At 61.9% G+C, this 20270-nt stretch carries 16 protein-coding genes and 2 pseudogenes; 5 read left to right on the top strand and 13 right to left on the bottom strand.

Features of this window, described 5'->3' with window-relative positions; translation table 11 throughout:
• Positions 1-59: 59 nt before the first annotated feature.
• Positions 60-1400 (top strand): cation:dicarboxylate symporter family transporter, encoded by a 1341-nt coding sequence (locus DID99_RS21040; protein WP_124667486.1) that lies wholly within the window; start codon positions 60-62, stop codon positions 1398-1400.
• Positions 1401-1700: 300 nt separating this feature from the next.
• Here DID99_RS21040 and DID99_RS21045 read toward each other — a convergent pair whose 3' ends face one another.
• Positions 1701-2591 carry a LysR family transcriptional regulator gene (locus DID99_RS21045; RefSeq protein WP_124667487.1) on the bottom strand — a complete coding sequence of 297 codons (891 nt, stop codon included), beginning with the start codon at positions 2589-2591 and terminating at the stop codon, positions 1701-1703.
• Positions 2592-2935: 344 nt separating this feature from the next.
• On the opposite strand from DID99_RS21045, the pseudogene DID99_RS37895 reads away from it, so the two are divergent.
• Positions 2936-3499 (top strand): annotated as a pseudogene (locus DID99_RS37895) (recombinase family protein); the annotation flags it as partial.
• A gap of 402 nt (positions 3500-3901) precedes the next feature.
• On the top strand, positions 3902-5179 hold the full coding sequence (locus DID99_RS21055) for an MFS transporter (protein WP_124667489.1): 1278 nt from the start codon (positions 3902-3904) through the stop codon (positions 5177-5179).
• 126 nt (positions 5180-5305) lie between these two features.
• Here DID99_RS21055 and DID99_RS21060 read toward each other — a convergent pair whose 3' ends face one another.
• From DID99_RS21060 to DID99_RS38490, 11 genes are all read right to left on the bottom strand, one after another.
• Entirely contained in the window at positions 5306-6472 is a 1167-nt protein-coding gene (locus DID99_RS21060) for a porin (protein WP_124667490.1), read from the bottom strand.
• Positions 6473-6829: 357 nt separating this feature from the next.
• Positions 6830-7534, bottom strand: a complete 705-nt coding sequence (locus DID99_RS21065; protein ID WP_124667491.1) for a response regulator transcription factor — start codon at positions 7532-7534, stop codon at positions 6830-6832.
• Positions 7535-7587: 53 nt separating this feature from the next.
• On the bottom strand, positions 7588-7845 hold the full coding sequence (locus DID99_RS21070; RefSeq protein ID WP_124667492.1) for a GlsB/YeaQ/YmgE family stress response membrane protein: 258 nt from the start codon (positions 7843-7845) through the stop codon (positions 7588-7590).
• Between the two features lie 24 nt (positions 7846-7869).
• Entirely contained in the window at positions 7870-9780 is a 1911-nt protein-coding gene (locus tag DID99_RS21075; RefSeq protein ID WP_124667493.1) for a tetratricopeptide repeat protein, read from the bottom strand.
• A gap of 45 nt (positions 9781-9825) precedes the next feature.
• Positions 9826-10098 carry an H-NS histone family protein gene (locus tag DID99_RS21080; protein ID WP_221623057.1) on the bottom strand — a complete coding sequence of 91 codons (273 nt, stop codon included), beginning with the start codon at positions 10096-10098 and terminating at the stop codon, positions 9826-9828.
• Positions 10099-10163: 65 nt separating this feature from the next.
• Complete coding sequence (locus DID99_RS21085) at positions 10164-10694, bottom strand: DUF2827 family protein (RefSeq protein ID WP_124667495.1); 531 nt, start codon at positions 10692-10694, stop codon at positions 10164-10166.
• The gene (locus DID99_RS21090; RefSeq protein WP_124667496.1) at positions 10691-11248 is read right to left on the bottom strand and encodes a hypothetical protein; all 558 of its coding nucleotides are present in this window, start codon (positions 11246-11248) and stop codon (positions 10691-10693) included. The genes DID99_RS21085 and DID99_RS21090 overlap by 4 nt, the downstream gene beginning before the upstream one ends.
• Before the next feature lie 5 nt (positions 11249-11253).
• Positions 11254-12384, bottom strand: a complete 1131-nt coding sequence (locus DID99_RS21095) for a DUF2827 domain-containing protein (RefSeq protein ID WP_124667497.1) — start codon at positions 12382-12384, stop codon at positions 11254-11256.
• Positions 12384-13523 (bottom strand): DUF2827 family protein, encoded by a 1140-nt coding sequence (locus tag DID99_RS21100; protein ID WP_124667498.1) that lies wholly within the window; start codon positions 13521-13523, stop codon positions 12384-12386. The genes DID99_RS21095 and DID99_RS21100 overlap by 1 nt, the downstream gene beginning before the upstream one ends.
• Positions 13524-13782: 259 nt before the next feature.
• Complete coding sequence (locus DID99_RS21105; RefSeq protein WP_124667499.1) at positions 13783-14481, bottom strand: OmpA family protein; 699 nt, start codon at positions 14479-14481, stop codon at positions 13783-13785.
• 93 nt (positions 14482-14574) lie between these two features.
• Positions 14575-16350, bottom strand: coding sequence for a YadA family autotransporter adhesin (locus DID99_RS38490; RefSeq protein ID WP_409362707.1), 1776 nt, complete (start codon positions 16348-16350; stop codon positions 14575-14577).
• On the opposite strand from DID99_RS38490, the gene DID99_RS38495 reads away from it, so the two are divergent.
• A complete protein-coding gene (locus tag DID99_RS38495; protein WP_409362705.1) occupies positions 16313-17458 on the top strand; it encodes a hypothetical protein in 1146 nt (381 codons plus the stop codon). The two genes, DID99_RS38490 and DID99_RS38495, sit on opposite strands and share 38 nt — an antisense overlap.
• Here DID99_RS38495 and DID99_RS38500 read toward each other — a convergent pair.
• A pseudogene (locus DID99_RS38500) lies at positions 17446-19785 on the bottom strand (YadA family autotransporter adhesin); the annotation flags it as partial. The gene DID99_RS38495 and the pseudogene DID99_RS38500 sit on opposite strands and share 13 nt — an antisense overlap.
• Here DID99_RS38500 and DID99_RS38505 point away from each other — a divergent pair.
• A partial coding sequence (locus DID99_RS38505) for a hypothetical protein (RefSeq protein ID WP_409362706.1) occupies positions 19700-20270 on the top strand: 571 nt, incomplete at its 3' end. The pseudogene DID99_RS38500 and the gene DID99_RS38505 overlap by 86 nt on opposite strands.

Genomic DNA, 20270 nt, shown 5'->3' on the forward strand with positions numbered 1-20270 from the left:
CCACATTCCGCGCGACGCAACGCGCGCAACCATCTCAAGACAACCAATCCGGAGACATCATGAGTGCCATCATCGACGGTTCGCTCGATTCGCGTCCGGATGCATCGGGCAGCGGACTGGTGATCCAGATCTTTATCGGCCTCGCGCTCGGCATCGCTGCCGGACTCTTGCTCAATCGTTTCCCCGAGTACCGACAGGAAATCATTACGCGCTATCTTCAGCCCGCCGGCGAAATCTTCATCAAGCTGATCCGCCTGATCGTCGTGCCGATCGTGTTCACGAACATGGTGGTCGGCATCGCGGGAACCGGAAGTGGCAAGACGTTAGGTCGAATCGGCATCAAGACCGTCATCTACTTCGAGGTCACCACGACCATCGCCATCGTTCTGGGCCTCGTATTCGGCAACATCCTGCAGCCCGGCGGCGGCATCGACATGTCGCAGTTGTCGCGGACGGGTGTCGAGAAGATCCACGGGGCGGCGCAAACGCTGCATGAAAGCCGCGGATTCCTGGACCTTCTTCTCGGCATCGTTCCCGACAACATCGTCGGTTCGATGGCGAAAGGCGACCTTCTCCCGATCATCTTCTTCGCCGTCCTGTTCGGGCTCGGGCTGCAATCCGTACCCGAGCATGCGAGGAAACCGGTCGTCGACATGTTCCGCGGCATCGCCGAGGTCATGTTCCGGGTCACCGGAATGGTCATGCGATATGCGCCGGTCGGCGTTTTTGCGCTGATCGCCGTGACGACGGCCACGTTCGGATTCGGTTCGCTGCTTCCGCTGATCAGGCTCGTCGCGGTCGCCTACTTTGCGATGGCGATGTTTGCCGTCCTCGTACTCGGCATTACGGCACGACTGTTCGGGTTTCGACTGACGACCATCCTGCGCATCATCCGCAGCGAACTGCTCGTCGCGTTTTCAACCTGCAGTTCGGCGACCGTGTTGCCGCAGTTGATGAAAAAGATGCAGGACTACGGTGTCCCGGCACGCGTCGCGACGTTCGTGATTCCGACCGGATACTCGTTCAACCTCGACGGTCCGTCGATCTACCTGGGCATCAGCACGCTATTCATCGCGCAGCTCTACGGCATCCATCTCAGCCTGTCGGAACAACTGGTTCTAACGATAACCATGGCCATCACCACGAAGGGCGGCGCGGCGGTGCCCGGATTCATCTTTGTCATTCTGTACGCCACGCTGTCGAGCGCCGGATTACCCGTCGAGGGCCTCGCGTTGATCGCCGGCGTCGATCGATTGATCGACATGGGCCGTACCGCGCTGAATGTTCTCGGAAACGCCATTGCACCGCTCGTCGTCGCGAAATGGTGCGGGGAGTACGACCTCGAACAGGGACGGACGTATGAGCATTCGATTCGGTCCGACAGGACGCCCCCGGACTGAAACGGCAAGGCCGGCAACGCGCCCGACTATCGCGCTGGGATAAACGATCCGCTTTCGGTTATCCACCTCGTCTAGTGACGTTTCGGGCTGAATGACCGATTCTCGATGGCAAGCGCTGCACGAAATATACGGCCGGCGCAACGATACGCATCAGGAAGCCGAGAAAACGCCCGGAAAATGGAACTACCGACGAACGAACCCGAAGACAAGTCCCGGACCGCGACAGCGACGATAGACGTGCCGGCGATCTCGATCGGGCAATTGCCGGCGCGGCATCCGAAACATCTCGCGGCAAGCCGGTCAATCGGGGTCGCGCAGCCGGGCATCAATAAACGGACGGATGACCTTGGACGCCATGGGCAACGTGCGTCCCTTCAACGAGACCCACGAAAAATGCGCGTTGATGTTCAAGGCCGGCTGAGTAGGGATTTCTGCCAGCCCCGGTGCCGCGTGACGCACGCCAATGACGATGGTATCGCTCAGGCGCGCCAATTCGAGCAGATTGCCCAGTTCCCCGCACTGCAGATTGAACAGACGGTCCGGGTGGCCTTCCGGACCGAAACGTTCCATCAGTGCACGCCGCGTCGCTTCGGGCACGATCGTGCTCGCGATCTGGTAGCGCTTGAGGTCGGCCAACGTGGCCGGCAGGTTGCCCTTCAGGATCGGATGTCCCTGACGGCACATAATCGCCCCTCTCATGACGCCGATGGGTTCGACCGAGAGATCGTGATCCGCCTGAATCGCCCGCGAATCCGCGATCAGGATGTCGAGCGAACGTTCGCGCAACGCCTTCAGCAATTGCTCTGGCTCCGTTCGCATGATTTGCAGTTTCAGGTTCGGCTGGTGTTCCGTGACGTATAGCAGCAGTGGCGTCATCAGAATCGCGCCCGGGCCGGGCCCCATTCCGATCGACAGACGACCCAGCGACCCCTCGACCATCTGAGCCGCGGAGTCGGTCAGCGCGTCCACATTGGCGCAAATCACCCGGGCCTGCTCGAGGACAAGTAGTCCCAGCGGCGTCGCCTCGATACGATGACCGATGCGATCGAACAAAGCGCCGCCCAACTCCTCTTCAAGTGCGCGGATGCTGCGGCTCAGCGCGGGCTGGGTCAAGAACGCGGCATCGGCCGCACGACTGAAGGAGCCCAGTTCGGCCAGCAGGATCACATGCCTCAGTTGGGTGAGTGTCATGACGGGTTATCCATAACTCAAACTCATCATATTTCGCAAAACAATGCATTGGACGTCCATTTTGCCTCACCGTAAGCTTGTCTCATCCTCGGGAAATACACGGAGACCATGACGAATCGCTCCCGGGGACAGATCTCGAGTACGCCACGGGCCTTGCGATGACGGTTGAAGATCATTGCTGATACGGGCCCTGTCCGGTTTCTGATGAACATGAAACGGGCATCCGCGGTCGGTACCGGATCCTGGTGGAGACGGCGTCAAGTGGGAGCAGCATCCGCGCTAGCGGGGCACCGCTCGATCATGAGCCCGGATCGGTATCGGACAGATAATATTCAGGACGTCGAATGAAAGTAGGTTACGCCCGGGTCTCGACGGACGAACAGCACCTCGACCTGCAATTGAACGCACTTCAGCAGTCGGGTTGCGACCGGATTTTCTCCGACCGGGGCATTTCCGGTGCCCGAACCGACCGCCCGGGACTGCAACAAGCGTTGGCGGCACTGCGACCCGGCGATACGCTCACGGTCTGGAAGCTCGATCGCCTCGGACGCTCGCTGAGTCACCTCGTGTCAGTCATCGGCGAATTGAACCTGACCGGAGTGCGTGTCGTCTCGCTGACCGAAGCGATCGATACGCAATCGTCGGCAGGCCGATTCACGTTTCACCTGATCGCCGCACTCGCCGAGTTCGAGCGATCATTGATCAGCGAACGAACCCGGGCGGGTCTCGCAGCTGCACGCATGCGCGGCAAGAAACCGGGGCGACGCGCAATACTTGATGCGGAAAAACTCGAACAGGCACGGGGACTGTTGATGCACCAGTCGGAAGCCGCCGTCGCGCGGCGGTTCAAGATTCATCAGCGGACGCTGCAGCGCATGCTTAAAGCCACTCGCGACACAAGCGGTGCACCCGCGATGCCGGATAACGCGACTGGTGCAGCCGGCGGCGCGCCATTGTACGAGTGCCCGATCTGCATTCAAGCGATTATGAAGGCGGCAAACATCGAGGCATTTGGTTACAACCGGGCAAAAGGCCTGGGACGCAAGACAGAGCTGCCGCTGTCCTGCATATCTTTCACGGGTGCTACCGTTCGAACGCGTTCGGAATGCGGAGTCGCGTCAATATGCGGCACGCCGTCGTGCGCCGCCGCGATCACGTAATCCGGGATGCACGACAACAATACGATGGATAGCAAGCGTAAAGCAGCCTACTGACGCTCCTCTCCCCAGCTTCGATATTGCCGGTTGCGCCTGCCGCGCACATGCGACCGCGGCATACCGCGCAGCCTGATCTGATTCCAAACAGTCACCATGACCCATTCCGTATCGTCCCCGCTGCTCGCCCGTCAAGTCAGCAAAAAACTCGTCGTGGCCACGGTCGCCGGCAACGCGATGGAGTTCTATGACTTCGTCACCTATGCGTTCTTCGCGATTTATATCGGCAAGGCCTTTTTCCCTGCGTCGACGCCGTCGGCAAGCCTGTTGCTGTCGGTCGCGGTATTTGGCGTCGGCTTTCTTGCCCGCCCGTTGGGCGGTATTCTCATCGGTGCGTTTGCAGACCGTGCGGGACGCAAGCCGGCCATGCTGCTGACGATCGGACTGATTTCCATCGGCACCCTGGGTCTCGCGCTCACGCCAGCCTACTCGTCCATCGGCATGGTCGCTCCCGTCGTCGTGGTTGCGTGCCGACTCGTGCAGGGTCTCGCCCTCGGCGGCGAGGTCGGGCCGTCCACTGCCTATCTGATCGAGATCGCCCCGCCCGCGCGCCGGGGCCTTTATACCAGCTGGCAACTCGCGAGCCAGGGCATGGCGGTACTCATTGCCGGTGTCATCGGGTTGACGGTGATTCTGTGCCTGACGCCTGAACAGACACAGGCATGGGGGTGGCGAGTACCGTTCGCGGCGGGATTGCTGCTCCTGCCTATCGGGCTGTTTCTGCGTCGCCATCTGCCGGAATCGCTGCCGCATGACGCGCGCGTCGCGCATGAAGCGGGACTGGCGGAACTCAAGCAGCACCGAAACGTCATCGTACTCAGCATGCTGGCCATCCTTGGCGGCACGATCGCGACCTACGTGATCAACTTCATGACCACGTTCGCGATTTCCACGCTGAAGCTGTCGCCCGCTGCGGCCATGAGCGCGACGATCGTCAACGGGCTGTTCACATTGGTATTCAGCGTCCTCGGCGGATGGATGACAGACCGATGGGGACGCAAACCCGTGATGCTTTGGCCACGCTTGATCGCCTCGTTGCTCGCCGTACCGACGTTTATATGGATGACCGGAGCACCATCGCTCGGATCGCTGCTGGCGTCGACGGGATTGCTGACGCTGCTTTCCTCGATGAGCGGAGCAGCAGTCATTATCGGCATACCAGAAATGCTGCCCCAGCGCATACGTGCAACCGGGTTGTCGATCGCTTATGCGCTCAGCGTCTCGGTATTCGGCGGCTCCGCTCAATTCATGGTCACCTGGCTGATCAATGTCACCGGGAATTCGATCATGCCTGCGTGGTACATGTGTGCTTCCGGACTCATTGCCGTCGCCGGCACGCTCGCGCTGCCGGAATCACGCGGTCGTTCGCTTTGATCCTGCGGCAGCATTTCCGCATGCCGACATTGTTGCATCACGCACGAGAAAAAGCCCTGATGCACGAGATGCGCATCAGGGCCATGAATGGCAAGACGCGATCAACATATCGCGTCGCCATCACGATCAGAACTTGTGTCGGATACCGACACGTGCAACCATCTGCGACGTTCCCGTGGAATACCCGCCGGCGCCCACGACACCAATGAGGCCGTCCGTCCCGCTGGAACCCTTCTGATAGACCGCCTGCGCATACAGATCGGTGCGCTTGGACAGGAAGTAGTCGGTCATCAGGCCGACCGTATGAAAATTCCCGCCTACCCGGCCACCGTTTGCACTAAGCGTCAGGCGCGTGTAGTCGTACATCGCTCCGAACGCCAGCGCAGGCGTCGCGAAATACTGCACATTGCCTTCCACGTTCAGGAATCGCGCATACGCCATCGGGGTCTGCATCAGCGATTCGCTCGCCATCACGCCCAGGGTCGCCGGACCCACGGCATAGCTCGCCCCGATTCCCCCCGTATGCTGATTCGCAAAGGCGACAGTGACGGCCTTCCCGGCCGCGGCACTGGCGAGGCCGCTCAACAGACCCGCGAACGGAATACCGTCGGTCTGAGCGCCCGCCGCATTGACCGTCGCCCCATTCTTCAGATCAAGATAGGCCGCCGCGACCGTGAACGGCCCGTTCGAATAGCGTGCACCCACACTCCAGGCGCGATTGTTCGAGAACTGGGTCGAATTGCTGAACCCATACAAGCCGCCGAACTGGAAACCGCCGTAATTCGCGCTCGTGTACTTGACCGAGTTGTTGATGCGGAACGAGTTGTCCGTATTGTCGTTGTCGAACGGATGCGAGAAGAACGCGCCGCCCCAATTGCCGTTGGCAGTCATCGGTCCGAGGTAATCGACGACCGAATCGTACTGGCGGCCCAAAGTAACCGTGCCGGCGTTCGCTGACGACAGACCGACATACGCCTGGCGACCGAACATGCGGCCGCCTTGACCCAAGGCGCCGTTGCTGGCGTTAAACCCGTTCTCCAGCTGGAAAACGGCCTTCATGCCGCCGCCGAGATCTTCGCTACCTTTGAGCCCCCATCGGCTGCCCTGCAGCACGCCGCTCTGCAAGGCAAACACACTGCCGCGCGTCACGCTGCCATTCGCGCCGGCCACCGCGACGTTGTTCGTATAGCTCAGCCCCTCGTCGATGATGCCGTACAGGGTTACGGAGCTTTGGGCGTGTGCGAGACTCGCAAATGCCCCCACGGACGCCAATGCAATAATCGATCTTTTCATAGTGGTAAGGTCTCCAGACTAATTGGGTTGTTCGATGAACCATGAAGAGCCGGACAAGGCGGAGCCGATGTTAGCAAAGACCATTTCGCTTCCAAACAGGCCCGTTGTACGCGAACATCGGACTGTCAAACATCGTCACGCTTACCTGCTGATCTGGAGATCGCGATCGCACTTCCGGATAATCAACTCACCGAAGTCATGCGCTTTGGTGCGCGACGTGAAAGTGCGAGAAGCGTCGCGGGCGTTTTCTCCAAGTTGAACCCGCAGCAACTCACGTTGCTGCGGTTTTTTTCAATTTCTCACGTGATTTCGAGCCGCCACTCTCCCCGCTCCGTCTTTCATGAGCGCCCCCTCCGATCACCGGGATTTCATTTGAATTGTTCGCTCCAGTCGATATCCGTATCCGTAGAGCGACGTCAGCCGATAACCGCATTCCGGTCGCAGGCCGAGCTTCGTTCGCAACGAAGACATGTGTGTGTCGATCGTTCTCGACGAGACGTCGGTCACCTGCTTCCAGACGATGTCGATAATGTGTGCGCGCGACAGCGGCCGATCGAAGAACTGGAACAAAAGCAATGCGAGATCGAACTCCTTCTGCGTGAGCGATACGGCGGTATCATCGACATACGCCTGTTGTTGGTTCATGTCGAAACGAAACCGGTCGAATTCGCGCGTCGCGCTCTCCGTATCCACCGAATATGCTCTGCGCAATAGCGACGCGATTCGCGCGCGCAGTATCGTTCCCGACACCGGCTTGACGACGTAATCGTCCGCACCGGCATTGAGAATATGTGCAATTTCCTGTTCCTGGCTCCGGCAGGTCATGAAGATGATCGGCAGCCGTGCTCCGTACGGCTTCATGCGCACCCATCTCAACACTTCCTCTCCGGACACATCCGGAACGTTCCAGTCAAGCACCAACAGATCAAATGTCTCGCGTTGGAGACGCCTCATCAGCACCCTGCTCCTGGTGAATTCGTAGCAGGTGTGACCTTCGGCCGACAACATCTGATTGACGAATTCCGTTTGAAGCGGATCGTCATCGAGGATAGCGATTCTCATAGCGATTAGTAAAAGTGCAATCTCTTTTCGACACGATCAATCGGGTATCCGGATCAAGAAAACAATCTGCACACGATTCGAATCGAAATCAGGAGGATGACAGCCCCGGCAATCGCAAAGATTGTCGACATGACGGCTCCGCCGCTCGTAGCAATACCCGCCGTAGCCGACAGCCATGCGCCGGTGAATGCGCCCACGATTCCGACCGCGACGTCGATCAACAGGCAGAACCCGCTTCCATTGGCGATCAAGCCCGCGATCCAGCCGGTCGTTGCGCCGATCGCGATCCAGACGATAACGATGTGGCTCACGTCTTCTTTGCATTTGTCTCGCGATTAATCACTGCGCACCGCGCGGCGTATGCCAAACCAGGGCGATCGCACGGTGCTGGCTTCCGGCCGCGTCGGCGGTTTATCCATCGACGGTCGTGCATCGCGCGGCTGCGATTTGCCTCGCCGGCTTTCGGCAAGATGCCGAAGATCGCTCGCCACCCGTTCGAGTACCGACGCCCACTGCCGGTACTCGGCCTGCCGATATAGCGTCAAGCTCGGATACCACGGGCTGTCCGTGCGGTCCGTCATCCATACCCAGTGGGGATTGACGTCGATCAACAGCCACGTCGGCACGCCTAGCGCGCCCGCCAAGTGCGCCACCGACGTGCAAACCGTAATCACGAGATCCAGCGTCGAAAGCAACGCGGCCGTATCGTCATATGAACGCAACTCGGCAGTCGGGTCGGTGATGACCATCCCCGCTTCGCGCATCGCGCCCAGCTCGTCGGAGGCATCCAGTTGCAGATTGACGAACTCGATTCCATCGACGTCCTTGAATGCGTTCGCATAGGCGAGCGGCTCGATCGAACGCAGAGGATTGCGTCGATGTGTCCGATTTCCGCTCCATACCAGCCCGACGCGCAACCGGCCGTCGTGCGCCCAGCGACTGCGCCAGCGCTCGACCGAGTCCGCATCCGGCCTCAGGTAATGCGTCGCACCGGGCAACCGGTCGATCGTGACACCGAGCGCTCGAGGCAGGCTGGCAAGCGGCAATTCGAAATCGAATCCGGGTAGTACCGATACGTCGTGCGGCACGATCGTGTCGACGACACCCTCCAGGGTACGACTGAAGAGCGGCAGGAATTGCGCGAAACAGCAGTACACGAGCCGACCGCCTTCTGCACGAACACGTTCCGCGAGTTGCGGTACGAAGCGCATGAACTGGATCGCGTCGCCGTTTCCCTGCTCGCCCCAGACAAACAGTGTTTTGCCGTCCAGCGACTCGCCCGTCCACCGCGGCGCGGGCGGTTTCGGCGACACGTCTCGCAGCTCCGGTGAACCAAGCCAACGGGCCTCATGGTTCGTCCATCCCTGCACGTAATCACCGTGCAGCAATTGCAACATCGCCATTGCCCAGACGATCGACGGATTATTCGGATCGAGTTGATGCGCGCGGTGAATCTCGTTCAGCGCCGTACCCCACTGTTGCCTCTCTTTCAGCACTTGAACATGGTTGAGCAGCGCGACCGGATAGTCGGGCGCCAATGCGCAGGCGCGTTCGGACGCGACTTCACTGCCGGCGAGGTCATGCTGCTCGAGCAGGACGAGTGACAGATTGTTCCATGCCAGCGCGTTCGATGGTTCACGGGCAACCAGTGCGTCGAGCAAGGACTGCGCTCGCGACAACTCGCCGATTTCGATGTTCGCAGCCGCAATATTGTTTTGCAGCATTGGCATCGCCGGATCGATCTGCTCGGCGCGTGCGTATGCCGCCAACGCTTCCCGGTGCCGTCTTGCACGCTGATGCATCAACCCGAGATGGAACCATCCCGACGCGCTATGCGGCGTCGCCTCACAGAAGCGCTCTGCCAAGTCGATCGCGCTCGTATCGTCCCGGTGCCGCGCCAGCAATTCGATCCACTCGATAATCCACCGCTCGCCCTCCCTCCCATTCTGATAGGCCCGTGCATACCATCTGCTTGCACGAGTCCAGTCTTCCGCGGCGACAGCCTGCCTCGCACGTTCGACCCACGCGGGCCCATAGTCGGGGTCCAGCACCAACGCGCATTCGATCAGCGCATCGGCATCGGCGTCGCGGCCACGCATGCGCATGATCCGGCTCCCGGCGACCAGAAGCGGTAGATCGGACGAGTTTCGCGCGGCAATTTCATCGAAGAGACGCGATGCACCGATCAGGTCGCCCCGTTCGAGCAGCCGGTCGATCAGTATCGAAGGGGATTCATGTGTCGTCATTGTTCTTCCCGGTTGTATACAAGTCGCAAACGCTTTACGTCATGGTCAATTCGAATTGCATTCGGGATCGTCCGCCTCCTCATCGCCGGAACCGGGAATCCGGTATCGTTCGCGATCCTCGCCGACCATCCAGACCGGCGGCCGCCCGCGTCCGCTCCATGTCTGCCCCGTCGCCGGGTTCCAGTATTTCGGCACCGGCCGCCTGCTCCTGTCGAGGCCATGTGTCTTCCGCGGTACCACTTCGAAATCGAAGCCGAACTCCTGGAGCACCGCACGCACGCGCGCGGCCACGAGGCTCTCCAGGCGATCCTTCTCCATCGCACGTTCGCGCTCGATTTCGCTCTTCAGCTTTTCGTATCGTTCAAGCAAAGTCCGATAACGACTCATGATGTCCTCTCCGTCAGGCGATCGATTCGGCTCACTCGAAGTAATAGTTCGTCGTAGCGGGCGACCACCCGGTCATTTGTCGACAAGAAGCGCCCGACGCTTTTTCTTTGGTACGCCCGGTACTCCTCCCACCCACTGTCGTGATGCCGAATCGCCTGCACGAGTTGACGCGCGCCTTCGTCGACGTCCTGGCCCGGGTCGTAGTAGCCAAGGTCGCTGCATAAACGCGCGTTATGCACGAACGAATAGCCGTTCCAGCACACGTCGAAATAGAAGTAGTTCAGCGCGAGCCCGCACTGATGGGCGATGTCCCATGGCAGTTTCGACGTGATCGCAACCGACCTGGTGTTGACCGGCATCGCCCGATGGCGCAGCGGCGAATGCTGGAATACGCGCATCAGGTACAGCGCGTTCTGCTTGATGCCATTGACCCACAGGCTTTCAGCCTCATCCTGCAAGCCGATCGTGACGCCGATGCGCAGGGATTGATCAGCGCGTCCGAGACGCGCCGACGTTGACGTATTCATTGCGCGGCACCCCACTGGAATTGCACCTGACGGCGCAGGATCAGGCAAGAAGGCGGAGAGTCGACAAGGACGACCGTTTCGCGCGGGTGGGACGAATCGGTATAGACCATGACGGATTTGACGAGAGGAGTGGCGTGATAGCCGGCCAGTTCAGCGCGCGCGACCTGCGCACAGGACAGCGGTGCGCTGGAAATCCGCTCGGCCAACACCGAGCAGCCGCCGGTGACGCCCGGAACCGTGACCAGCGACAAAAGCGCGGACGATGCCGGGAATTCGATGCCCGACATCGAAAAGAACGGACCGATGTCGGGATTCGCGCGCTGCCAGTCGAGCAGCACATCGGCCCGGTGCGCATGATCGAACACGCGCGCCGACACCTGGGCGACGGCGTCGTAGCAGCGACGAATACCGATTTCCTGGGCGGCATGTGCAAGGACGGTGACTGGCGCGGCGGCCGACGGCACGACAGGCGCCGGCTGCGCGAGTGCCGCAATCGCGCCTCCCCACGCGGCGAGCGCGACGGCAAACGGAGTGGCAAACATACGGGCAACCATGCGTATCACCCTCCGCTGAAAACCGACTCGATCGCCGCGGTGTACTGCTCGACGTTCGCAGGCAACTCCGGATCCAGCGATGCCAGGAAGGTCCGCGCGTTGCGGCGATATTCATCGAGTTGCAGATCGTGCTCCGCGAACGCGCGACGCAACGCGAGCGCGCCCTCTCCACAATCGAAACCCTCATAGCGATACCCGCAACGACCCAGCAGCGTCGAATTGTGAATCAGCGGGAAGCCGCCATACAGTGCCTCGTAGTACAGATAGTTCTGCGCGTTCTCCCATTGGTGCGACACGATCGCGTCGGCCTGGACGGGCAAGATCTCGTACACCGGCAACCTCGGCTCGAAGCTGGCGCGTCCCTGTCGGGTCAAGTCGAGACCAAGGGCGAAGCCGACGAACGCCGCATCCTCCTTCAGCGTCATCGCATTGAAGACGCGCAGATAATCGATGAATCGAGGATCCTGTCGATGCGCGAGATCGGTGATCAGCATCGCGAGATGCGCGGTCTTGACCATGCAGATGTTCGGCTCAAGCACGGCAATGCGCCAGCGAGCACGCCCGGGCACGTAGTCCAGCGCGCCGTCAACGCCCGCGCCCTTCATCGATTGCTCCAGCAGCACCGGGCTCCACAGGTGTTGCATCACGTGTACGGGCGAGCGCGAGCTAACCTCGTAGTATCCGGTGCAGGTCTTCTCGAACGCCGGCAGCGTCCAGACCGCGCTGTATGGCGTGCCCGACAGCAGCAGCCCATGGGGCTTGCCGAACATCATCCGCTCGATGTCGATGACGTAATCGTTGGCGACGCGCATGCCGATCACGCGACCGCCTCGATCACGAAATCCGCGTGCCCAGTCCGGATCCAACTGCGCGCTCAATTCGATCACCACGTCGAGTTTCTCTCGCGCGACATCGAGGTCGATCACTGGTGCCGGCGATAGCGCGAGGAACGAGGTCGCTTCCGCCGGGCTTCCATCGCCGCCGTTGATCAGATATACCTCGTCGACGAGCGGCGAGCGCCTGAGCAGCATCGCGAGGAAATAGACATTCTGGACGATGCCGTTCTCCCAGATCGATTGCTGGCCGGTCCGCAGAAAAATCGTGATGCCGACCTTCACTCGTATCGGACGGGACATCACGCCTCCCTGCCGCGGCCACGCGCGGTCACGCTCAGCAACTGCTGAAAGTAGCGTGCGCCGTTTTCCGGCGAGTGCGGATGCAGTCCGGCCAGGAAGGTGCGCGCATCGCGCACATAGTCGGCATGATTCGCGTCATGCTGCCGCGCCGCGCGGACAAGCGCCCGGGCACCTGCCGACACTTCGAATTCCGGATAGTAGTAGCCGAACCCGCGCAGCCAGGCCGAGTTGTGAATCAACGGGTAGCCACCATAAAGCGCATCCAGATACAGGATGTTCTGATCGTTCTGCCACTGATGCGCGACAACCGTATCGGACGACCGACTCATGTAGTCCACAAAATCGTGCCGATGATCGACGTAGACGCGCCCCTCGCGATGCAGATCCAGCCCGTTGCGCATGAACGAGAAGGTTGGATGCTGTTCGAGATGAGCACCGTTGAGAACCCGCATCTCGGCAATCGTGTCGGGCGCTGCACGAAACGCCGCGTCACAGATCAGCATTGGCACCATGCAGCACTTCACGACGGAAATATTGGGCTCGAAGATCGCCACCCGCAGCGCCCGCGGCGCTGCATGTGGCGCCGTCGCCGGTACGTATCCGAAGTGCTGTCCCTCGGCATTCAGTGCGTTCGCGCGATGATCGACGAACATCGGATCCCACAGGAACGGCACTTCATGGACCGGACACCGATGTAAAGTTTCCAGCATCGGTCCGAAGACGCGGTCTTTCGGAAGTATCCAGATCTCGTCGCATCGATCGGCGCGCGCGACATATCCGCCGCGCTGAAAGATGCTCGGCTCGATCAACCCGACATACGGTTGCCCACAGCATAGATAGACGACCTTCTTGCCGCGCGCGCGGAGATGGTCGAGCCATGCGACATCGAGCCCGACGCTCATTTCGATGACGACGTCGACCAGCTCCGTTGCTTCGTCCGGACGCAACATCTTCAGGTCCGGCATCAGCGCTTCGGCGTCCGCCGGCATCCGCATCTCGAAGCCGCAATTGAGCAGGATCACATCCCGAACCGCCGGCAGCGCACGCAGAAGCTTGGCCAGGAAAAATACGTTCTGCCCCAGCCCATTGTCCCAAATGGTGTGGCCTGGCCGGGTGGCCAATGAAATTCCAATACGCATCGTGTTTCGCCTCGCCCTCGTGGGGCGTCCTCGTGTTTTTTCTCGAAACAATTTCTACAGCGATGCCGCTACTCCAGCCTCCGACGGAATCGGGTGTCACCGTTGCGGCAACCGGTAACGCCCGAGCACCGACGCCCTCGTCTCGTCGATATCGAATAAAAAGGAGGACCGGATCGGGGAAATCCGATCCTCAAGCCCCAAACATTCGCCGGAACGCACGAGGATCCGTCCGGGAACCAACCGAGCCCGGGGCAGTACATCAGTTTTGTTGCAACACGATCTCCACGCGGCGGTTCTGCGCGCGGCCGGCGGCCGTGCCGTTCGTTGCAACAGGATTGGCCTTGCCATATCCGTGTGCCTCGAACTGCTTCGCGTTCAGCCCATGCGATCGCAGATAGCGCGCGACCGTTTGCGCACGCTGCTCGGACAGGCGGAGGTTGTATTCGCTCGAGCCGACGCTGTCCGTGTAGCCATTGACGTCGACCGTACCGAAGGTCATTCCCTTCGCATCCGAGACCAGTTTGTCGAGTTGCCCGGTCGCGACCGGTGTGAGCGAAGCCTTGTCGGTTTCGAAATTCGCATCGCCTGACAGCGTCATCTGCCGCGGCTCCGATCGGACGGCCGGCGCGGGGGCGGGTGCCGGGGCCGGTAACGCGGCCGGCGTCGCCGCCGGCGCACCGCACTGGAATGTCAGAAGACGGGTGTTCGGTTTGCCGTCCGATGTCATGGATCCGAACGGCGCATCATCCTGGACCGGTCGCATCGGCTGATCGCGACAAATCTCGCGCGCCTTGCTGTAGCAGGTTTCCGCTCCTTCAAGCAGTCCGTAGCAACTGACCCGATAGGTTTTCTGCCCGTCCTGCCGATCGACCGACCACGCGCTGAAGGTCGGTCCGGACGATGCCGAGCAACCCGCCAGGGTAGCCAGCGCCGCAATGCAGAACATTGCCTTATACATGTCGTACCTCATGTTTCATGTCTTGTTTCGGCGATTCCCGATCGCCCGCATGATCGGCGGGAACCGAGCAATGCTCGGCCCCTGCCGATCGCGTTACCACTGATAGCCCAATCCAACGCCGTAGGTGCGACCGGCACTACTCGCGCCAACCCCGCCCTTGAGTTTCAGGTTCTCGGTAATTCGGGCGGTGAATCCGAGCGCAACAGCACCGTAGCCTTGATAGGTCGCGGCACCGATGCCGACAGCGATCGTCTTGCCCAGGTCGACGTCCGGAATCATCGTCAACGCGGTTGCGCCTGCAACGCCGGCGTAGGCCGTCCGCGCCACCGTGTTGATCGACCCCTGCACCGCATTGAGCTGCGACACGTTCACGGCGTCGGTCGGGTTGACGCCCGGCCCGACGTTGGTGATGCGGCGTTCGCTGCCAGGCGCACCAACCGATACCGTGTTGGCCTCGCCTGCGATCGAACCCGCACCGAGCGCGACCGAATTCGGCGCGGTGGCGTTCGCGCCGGAGCCGAGTGCGACGCTGTTCTTGCCGCTGCCCAACGCGTTCGCACCGATCACCGTCGCACCGTCTCCGGAAGCGTTCGCACTGGCGCCGACCGCCGTGGCATTCGCGCCCGATGCCGCCGCGTTGACCCCCGCCGCCATCGCGTTGTCACCGGTCGCTCCATCGTTGTTGTAGTTGCCCTGTTGAGTCCCGTTGTCGTTCACGCTGTAGTAGTGCGTGCGCGCTGACGTGACCAACGTCGACAGCGAAGTGGTCGTACCCACGGCCGAGCTGACGCTCGTCGACAGCGATGCAAGATTGCTGTCGGTTACGGAAAGTCCCGTCGACAGGGAGATGACCGAGCTGTTCGTCGTGCTCAACCCCGTCGACAGCGAGCCAACCGAGCTCGACATCGACGTCGACAGCGAAGTCACGCTGCTGTTGGTCGTGCTCAATCCCGTCGACAGCGAACTGACTGCGCTGGAGGTCGACGTGGACAACGACGCGACGTTGCTGTTCGTCGTCGACAACCCTGTCGACAAGCTACCGACCGCGACATTGGTCGCGTTCAATTGCGAGCCATTGACCGCATCCGTGCTCGTCGCACTCACACGCCCGGCAGCGACGTTGGTGATCTGGCGTTCGGCGCCCGGAGCACCGACGCTCACCACACTGGTCGGCGCAGTGCCGGCGTAGGAGTACACGTTCCCGGCCACGATGCCGCTGGCAACCGGGTTCGGTGCCGAGGTAATCGACCCTGAGCCCAGCGCAACGTCACCCGGATTCGCCGTGGCGGTCGCGCCATTGCCGATCGCCACGCTTCCGGTCGTCGCTCCCGCCGTGCCCGCCGCCGAGTTCTGGCCGAGCGCAACCGAACCCGGACCTTGCGCCGTGTTCGTATTGCCGATCGCCAACGCGCCATTGCCCGTCGCCGTGTTGTTCGCGCCAACCGCCACCGCACCGGTTCCGGTCGCCGTGTTCGGATCGCCAAGAGCAACCGCTCCGCTACCGTTGGCCGTCTGACCTTCGCCCAACGCAATCGCACCCGTTCCAGAAACGACCGTCGAGTTGTGACCGCCGGCGATCGAGCCTGGGCCGGCCGCAGCCGACACCGTGTTGCCGTCACCGATCGCCACGGTCGAAGCCGCGGACGCCGTCGAGCCGTTGCCCACCGCGACGCTCTGCGTGCCTGCTGCATTGGCTGCGTTGCCGATCGCCGTCGCCGCGCTGCCGCTTGCCGTCGCGTTGGTGCCGGCTGCCATGGCGTTGATGCCAGTTGCACCGTCGTTCGCGTAGTTGGCCTGCTGAACACCGTTGTCGTTCACGCTGTAGTAGTGCGTGCGTGTCGTCGAGACCACCGTCGACAGGGATGCCACGTTGCTGTTCGTCGTGGACAGGCCCGTCGACAACGAGCTGACGCCCGTGGACAGCGAGCTGCCCATCGTCGACGTGGAGGTCGACAGCGAAGCCACGCTGCTGTTCGTCGTGCTCAGGCCGGTCGACAGCGAGTTGATGCCCGTTGAGGTCGAGGTGGACAGCGAGCTGATCGAGCTGGTTGCCGAGGACAGGCCGGTCGAGGTCGAAGTCGACAGCGACGTCACCGTGCTGTTGGTCGTGCTCAGGCCCGTCGACAGCGAGCTGATTCCCGTCGAGGTCGACGTGGACAGCGAGCTGATCGAGCTGGTTGCCGAGGACAGGCCAGTCGACGTGGAAGTCGACAGCGAAGCGACCGAGCTGTCGGTCGAGCTGAGGCCGGTCGACAGCGAGCTGATGCCGGTCGAGGTCGAGGTGGACAGCGAGCTGATCGAGCTGGTTGCCGACGACAGGCCAGTCGACGTGGAGGTCGACAGCGAGGCCACCGAGCTGTCGGTCGAGCTGAGGCCCGTCGACAGCGAGCTGATGCCGGTCGAGGTCGACGTCGACAGCGACGAAATCGAGCTGGTCGCCGACGACAGGCCAGTCGACGTGGAGGTCGACAGCGAAGCGACCGAGCTATCGGTCGAGCTCAGGCCGGTCGACAACGAGCTGATGCCCGTCGAGGTCGACGTCGAGAGCGACGAAATCGAGCTGGTCGCCGACGACAGGCCGGTCGACGTGGAAGTCGACAGCGAGGCGACCGAGCTGTCGGTCGAGCTGAGGCCGGTCGACAACGAGCTGATGCCCGTCGAGGTCGAAGTCGACAGCGAGGCGACCGAGCTATCGGTCGAGCTGAGACCGGTCGACAACGAGCTGATGCCCGTCGAAGTCGACGTGGACAGCGAACTGATCGAGCTGGTCGCCGAGGACAAGCCGGTTGACGTCGAAGTCGAGAGCGACGAAATCGAGCTGGTCGCCGACGACAAGCCGGTCGACGTCGAGGTCGACAGCGACGCCACGCTGCTGTTTGTCGAGCTCAGGCCCGTCGACAGCGAAGTAATGCTGCTCGTTGTACCGGACAACGTCGTTGACAGGCTATCGACGGCAAGATTGGTCGCGAACAACTGAGATCCATTGATCGCATCAGTGCTCGTTGCGCTCACCTGGCCGGCTGCTACGTTCGTGATTTGACGCTCCGCGCCCGCCGCGCCAACGCTCACCACGCTGCTCGGATTAGTGCCGGCGTAGCTGTATGTCACACCGCCCACGGTTCCTGTCGCGGTCGGATTCGGTGCGGCCGTCACCGAGCCACTACCCAGTGCCACGTCACCCGGGCTGGTCGTCGCTGTCGCGCCGTTACCAATTGCCACGCTTCCCGTCGTCGCCCCGGCCGTACCAGCCACCGAGTTCTGACCCAGCGCAACCGACCCGGGGCCTTGCGCGGCGTTCGTATTGCCAATCGCCAACGCGCCATTGCCCGTCGCCGTGTTGTTCGCGCCCAGCGCAACCGCACCATTGCCGGTCGCCGTGTTCGGATCACCAATCGCTACAGCACCGTTACCATTAGCCGTTTGACTCTCGCCCAACGCAATCGCACCCGTACCGGACACGACCGACGAATTGTGGCCGCCGGCAATCGAGCCGGCACCGGCCGCTGCCGATACCGTGTTGCTGTCGCCCATTGCGATAGTCGAGGCTGCGGCCGCAGTCGAGTTATTGCCGATTGCAACACTCTGAATCCCCGCTGCGTTCGCAGCATTGCCCACCGCGGTAGCAGCATTGCCACTTGCAGTCGCATTGACTCCCGCTGCCAGCGCGTTGATTCCCGTCGCGCCGTCGTTGTTGTAGTTACCCTGCTGGACACCGTTGTCGTTGACGCTGTAGTAATGAGTGCGCGTCGCCGAAACGACTGTCGACAACGATGTTACGTTGCTGTTTGTCGTGCTCAGGCCAGTCGACAGCGAGTTGATTCCGGTCGAGGTCGACGTGGACAGCGAGCCGATCGAGCTGGTCGCTGACGAGAGGCCGGTCGACGTCGAAGTCGAGAGCGAGGCCACCGAGCTGTTTGTCGAGCTGAGGCCCGTCGACAGCGAGTTGATGCCCGTCGAGGTCGACGTCGACAGCGAGCCGATCGAGCTGTTTGCCGACGAGAGACCGGTCGACGTGGAGGTCGACAGCGAGGCCACCGTGCTATCGGTCGAGCTCAGGCCCGTCGACAACGAGTTGATACCCGTCGAGGTCGACGTGGACAGCGAACTGATCGAGCTGGTTGCCGATGACAGGCCGGTCGACGTCGAAGTCGACAGCGACGCCACCGTGCTGTCGGTCGAGCTCAGGCCAGTCGACAGCGAGTTGATACCCGTCGAGGTCGAGGTCGACAGCGACGTCACATTGCTGTTCGTCGTGCTCAGGCCCGTCGACAGCGAAGCAACCGAGCTGTCGGTCGAGCTCAGGCCCGTGGACAGCGAGTTGATGCCGGTCGAGGTCGACGTGGACAGCGAGCCGATCGAGCTGGTTGCCGATGACAGGCCGGTCGACGTCGAAGTCGACAGCGAAGCCACCGAGCTGTCGGTCGAGCTGAGGCCGGTCGACAGCGAGTTAATGCCCGTCGAGGTCGACGTGGACAGCGACGTCACATTGCTGTTCGTCGTGCTCAGGCCCGTCGACAACGAGTTGATACCCGTCGAGGTCGACGTCGATAGCGACGAGATCGAGCTGTTAGCCGACGAGAGACCCGTCGACGTGGAGGTCGACAGCGAAGCCACCGAGCTATTGGTCGAGCTCAGACCCGTCGACAACGAAGTGATGCCGGTCGACAGCGACGAGATCGCGCTGCTGGACGACGACACCGTCGTCGACAGCGAATCCACGATGGAATTGGTCGCGAAGAGTTGGGAGCCGTTGATCGCGTCCGTGCTGGTCGGCGTGATTTGACCTGCCGCGACATTGGTGATCTGGCGCGTGGTGCCCGTGCTCGCGTTGCCGACGCTCACCACGCTGCTCGGATTGCCGCCCGCGAACGTGCTGGTCACGCCGCCGACGGTACCCGTCGGCGTCGCGTTGGGCGCTGCGGTGACGGAGCCGCTGCCGAGCGCGACGTCGCCAGTGTTGTTGGCGATGGCATTCGGGCCGATCGCGACCGAGTCGGTGCCGAGCGCCTGGCTGTCGGCTGCCGTCGACTTCGCGTGGAAGTACTTGATGCCCTGGCTGTTGATGCTGTCGATCGCCGAGCCGACGCTGTTGGCGGTCGACGTCGTGCCGTTCGCGTTGTAGGTGGTGTACGACGGAGCGGAAACCGTGCCGGTTGCCGGGTTGTAGCTCGCGCCGCCACCGAGGGCTGCGGCGGTGCTGTTGCCGAGATTGTCGGTCTTGGTCGTGACCGTGCTAAGGCCGGTGGACAGCGAGCTGATCGAGCTATTAGCCGACGAGAGGCCCGTCGACGTGGAAGCCGACAGCGACGTAACCGAGCTGTTGGTCGAACTGAGGCCAGTCGACAGCGAGTTGATGCCCGTCGAGGTCGACGTGGACAGCGACGAAATCGAGCTATTCGCCGACGAGAGGCCCGTCGACGTGGAAGTCGACAGCGATGCGACCGAGCTATTGGCGGAGCTGAGGCCAGTCGACAGCGAGTTGATGCCCGTCGAGGTCGACGTGGACAGCGACGAGATCGAGCTATTCGCCGACGAGAGACCCGTCGACGTGGAAGTCGACAGCGACGTAACCGTGCTATTGGTCGAGCTCAGTCCGGTCGACAGCGAGTTGATGCCGGCCGAGGTTGACGTGGACAGCGACGAGATCGAGCTATTCGCCGACGACAGGCCCGTCGACGTGGAAGTCGAGAGCGATGCGACCGAGCTGCTGGTGGAGCTGAGGCCAGTCGACAGCGAGTTGATGCCCGTCGAGGTCGACGTGGACAGCGACGAGATCGAGCTATTCGCCG

This window comes from Burkholderia sp. Bp8986 (genome assembly GCF_003854225.1).
GTDB lineage: Bacteria > Pseudomonadota > Gammaproteobacteria > Burkholderiales > Burkholderiaceae > Burkholderia.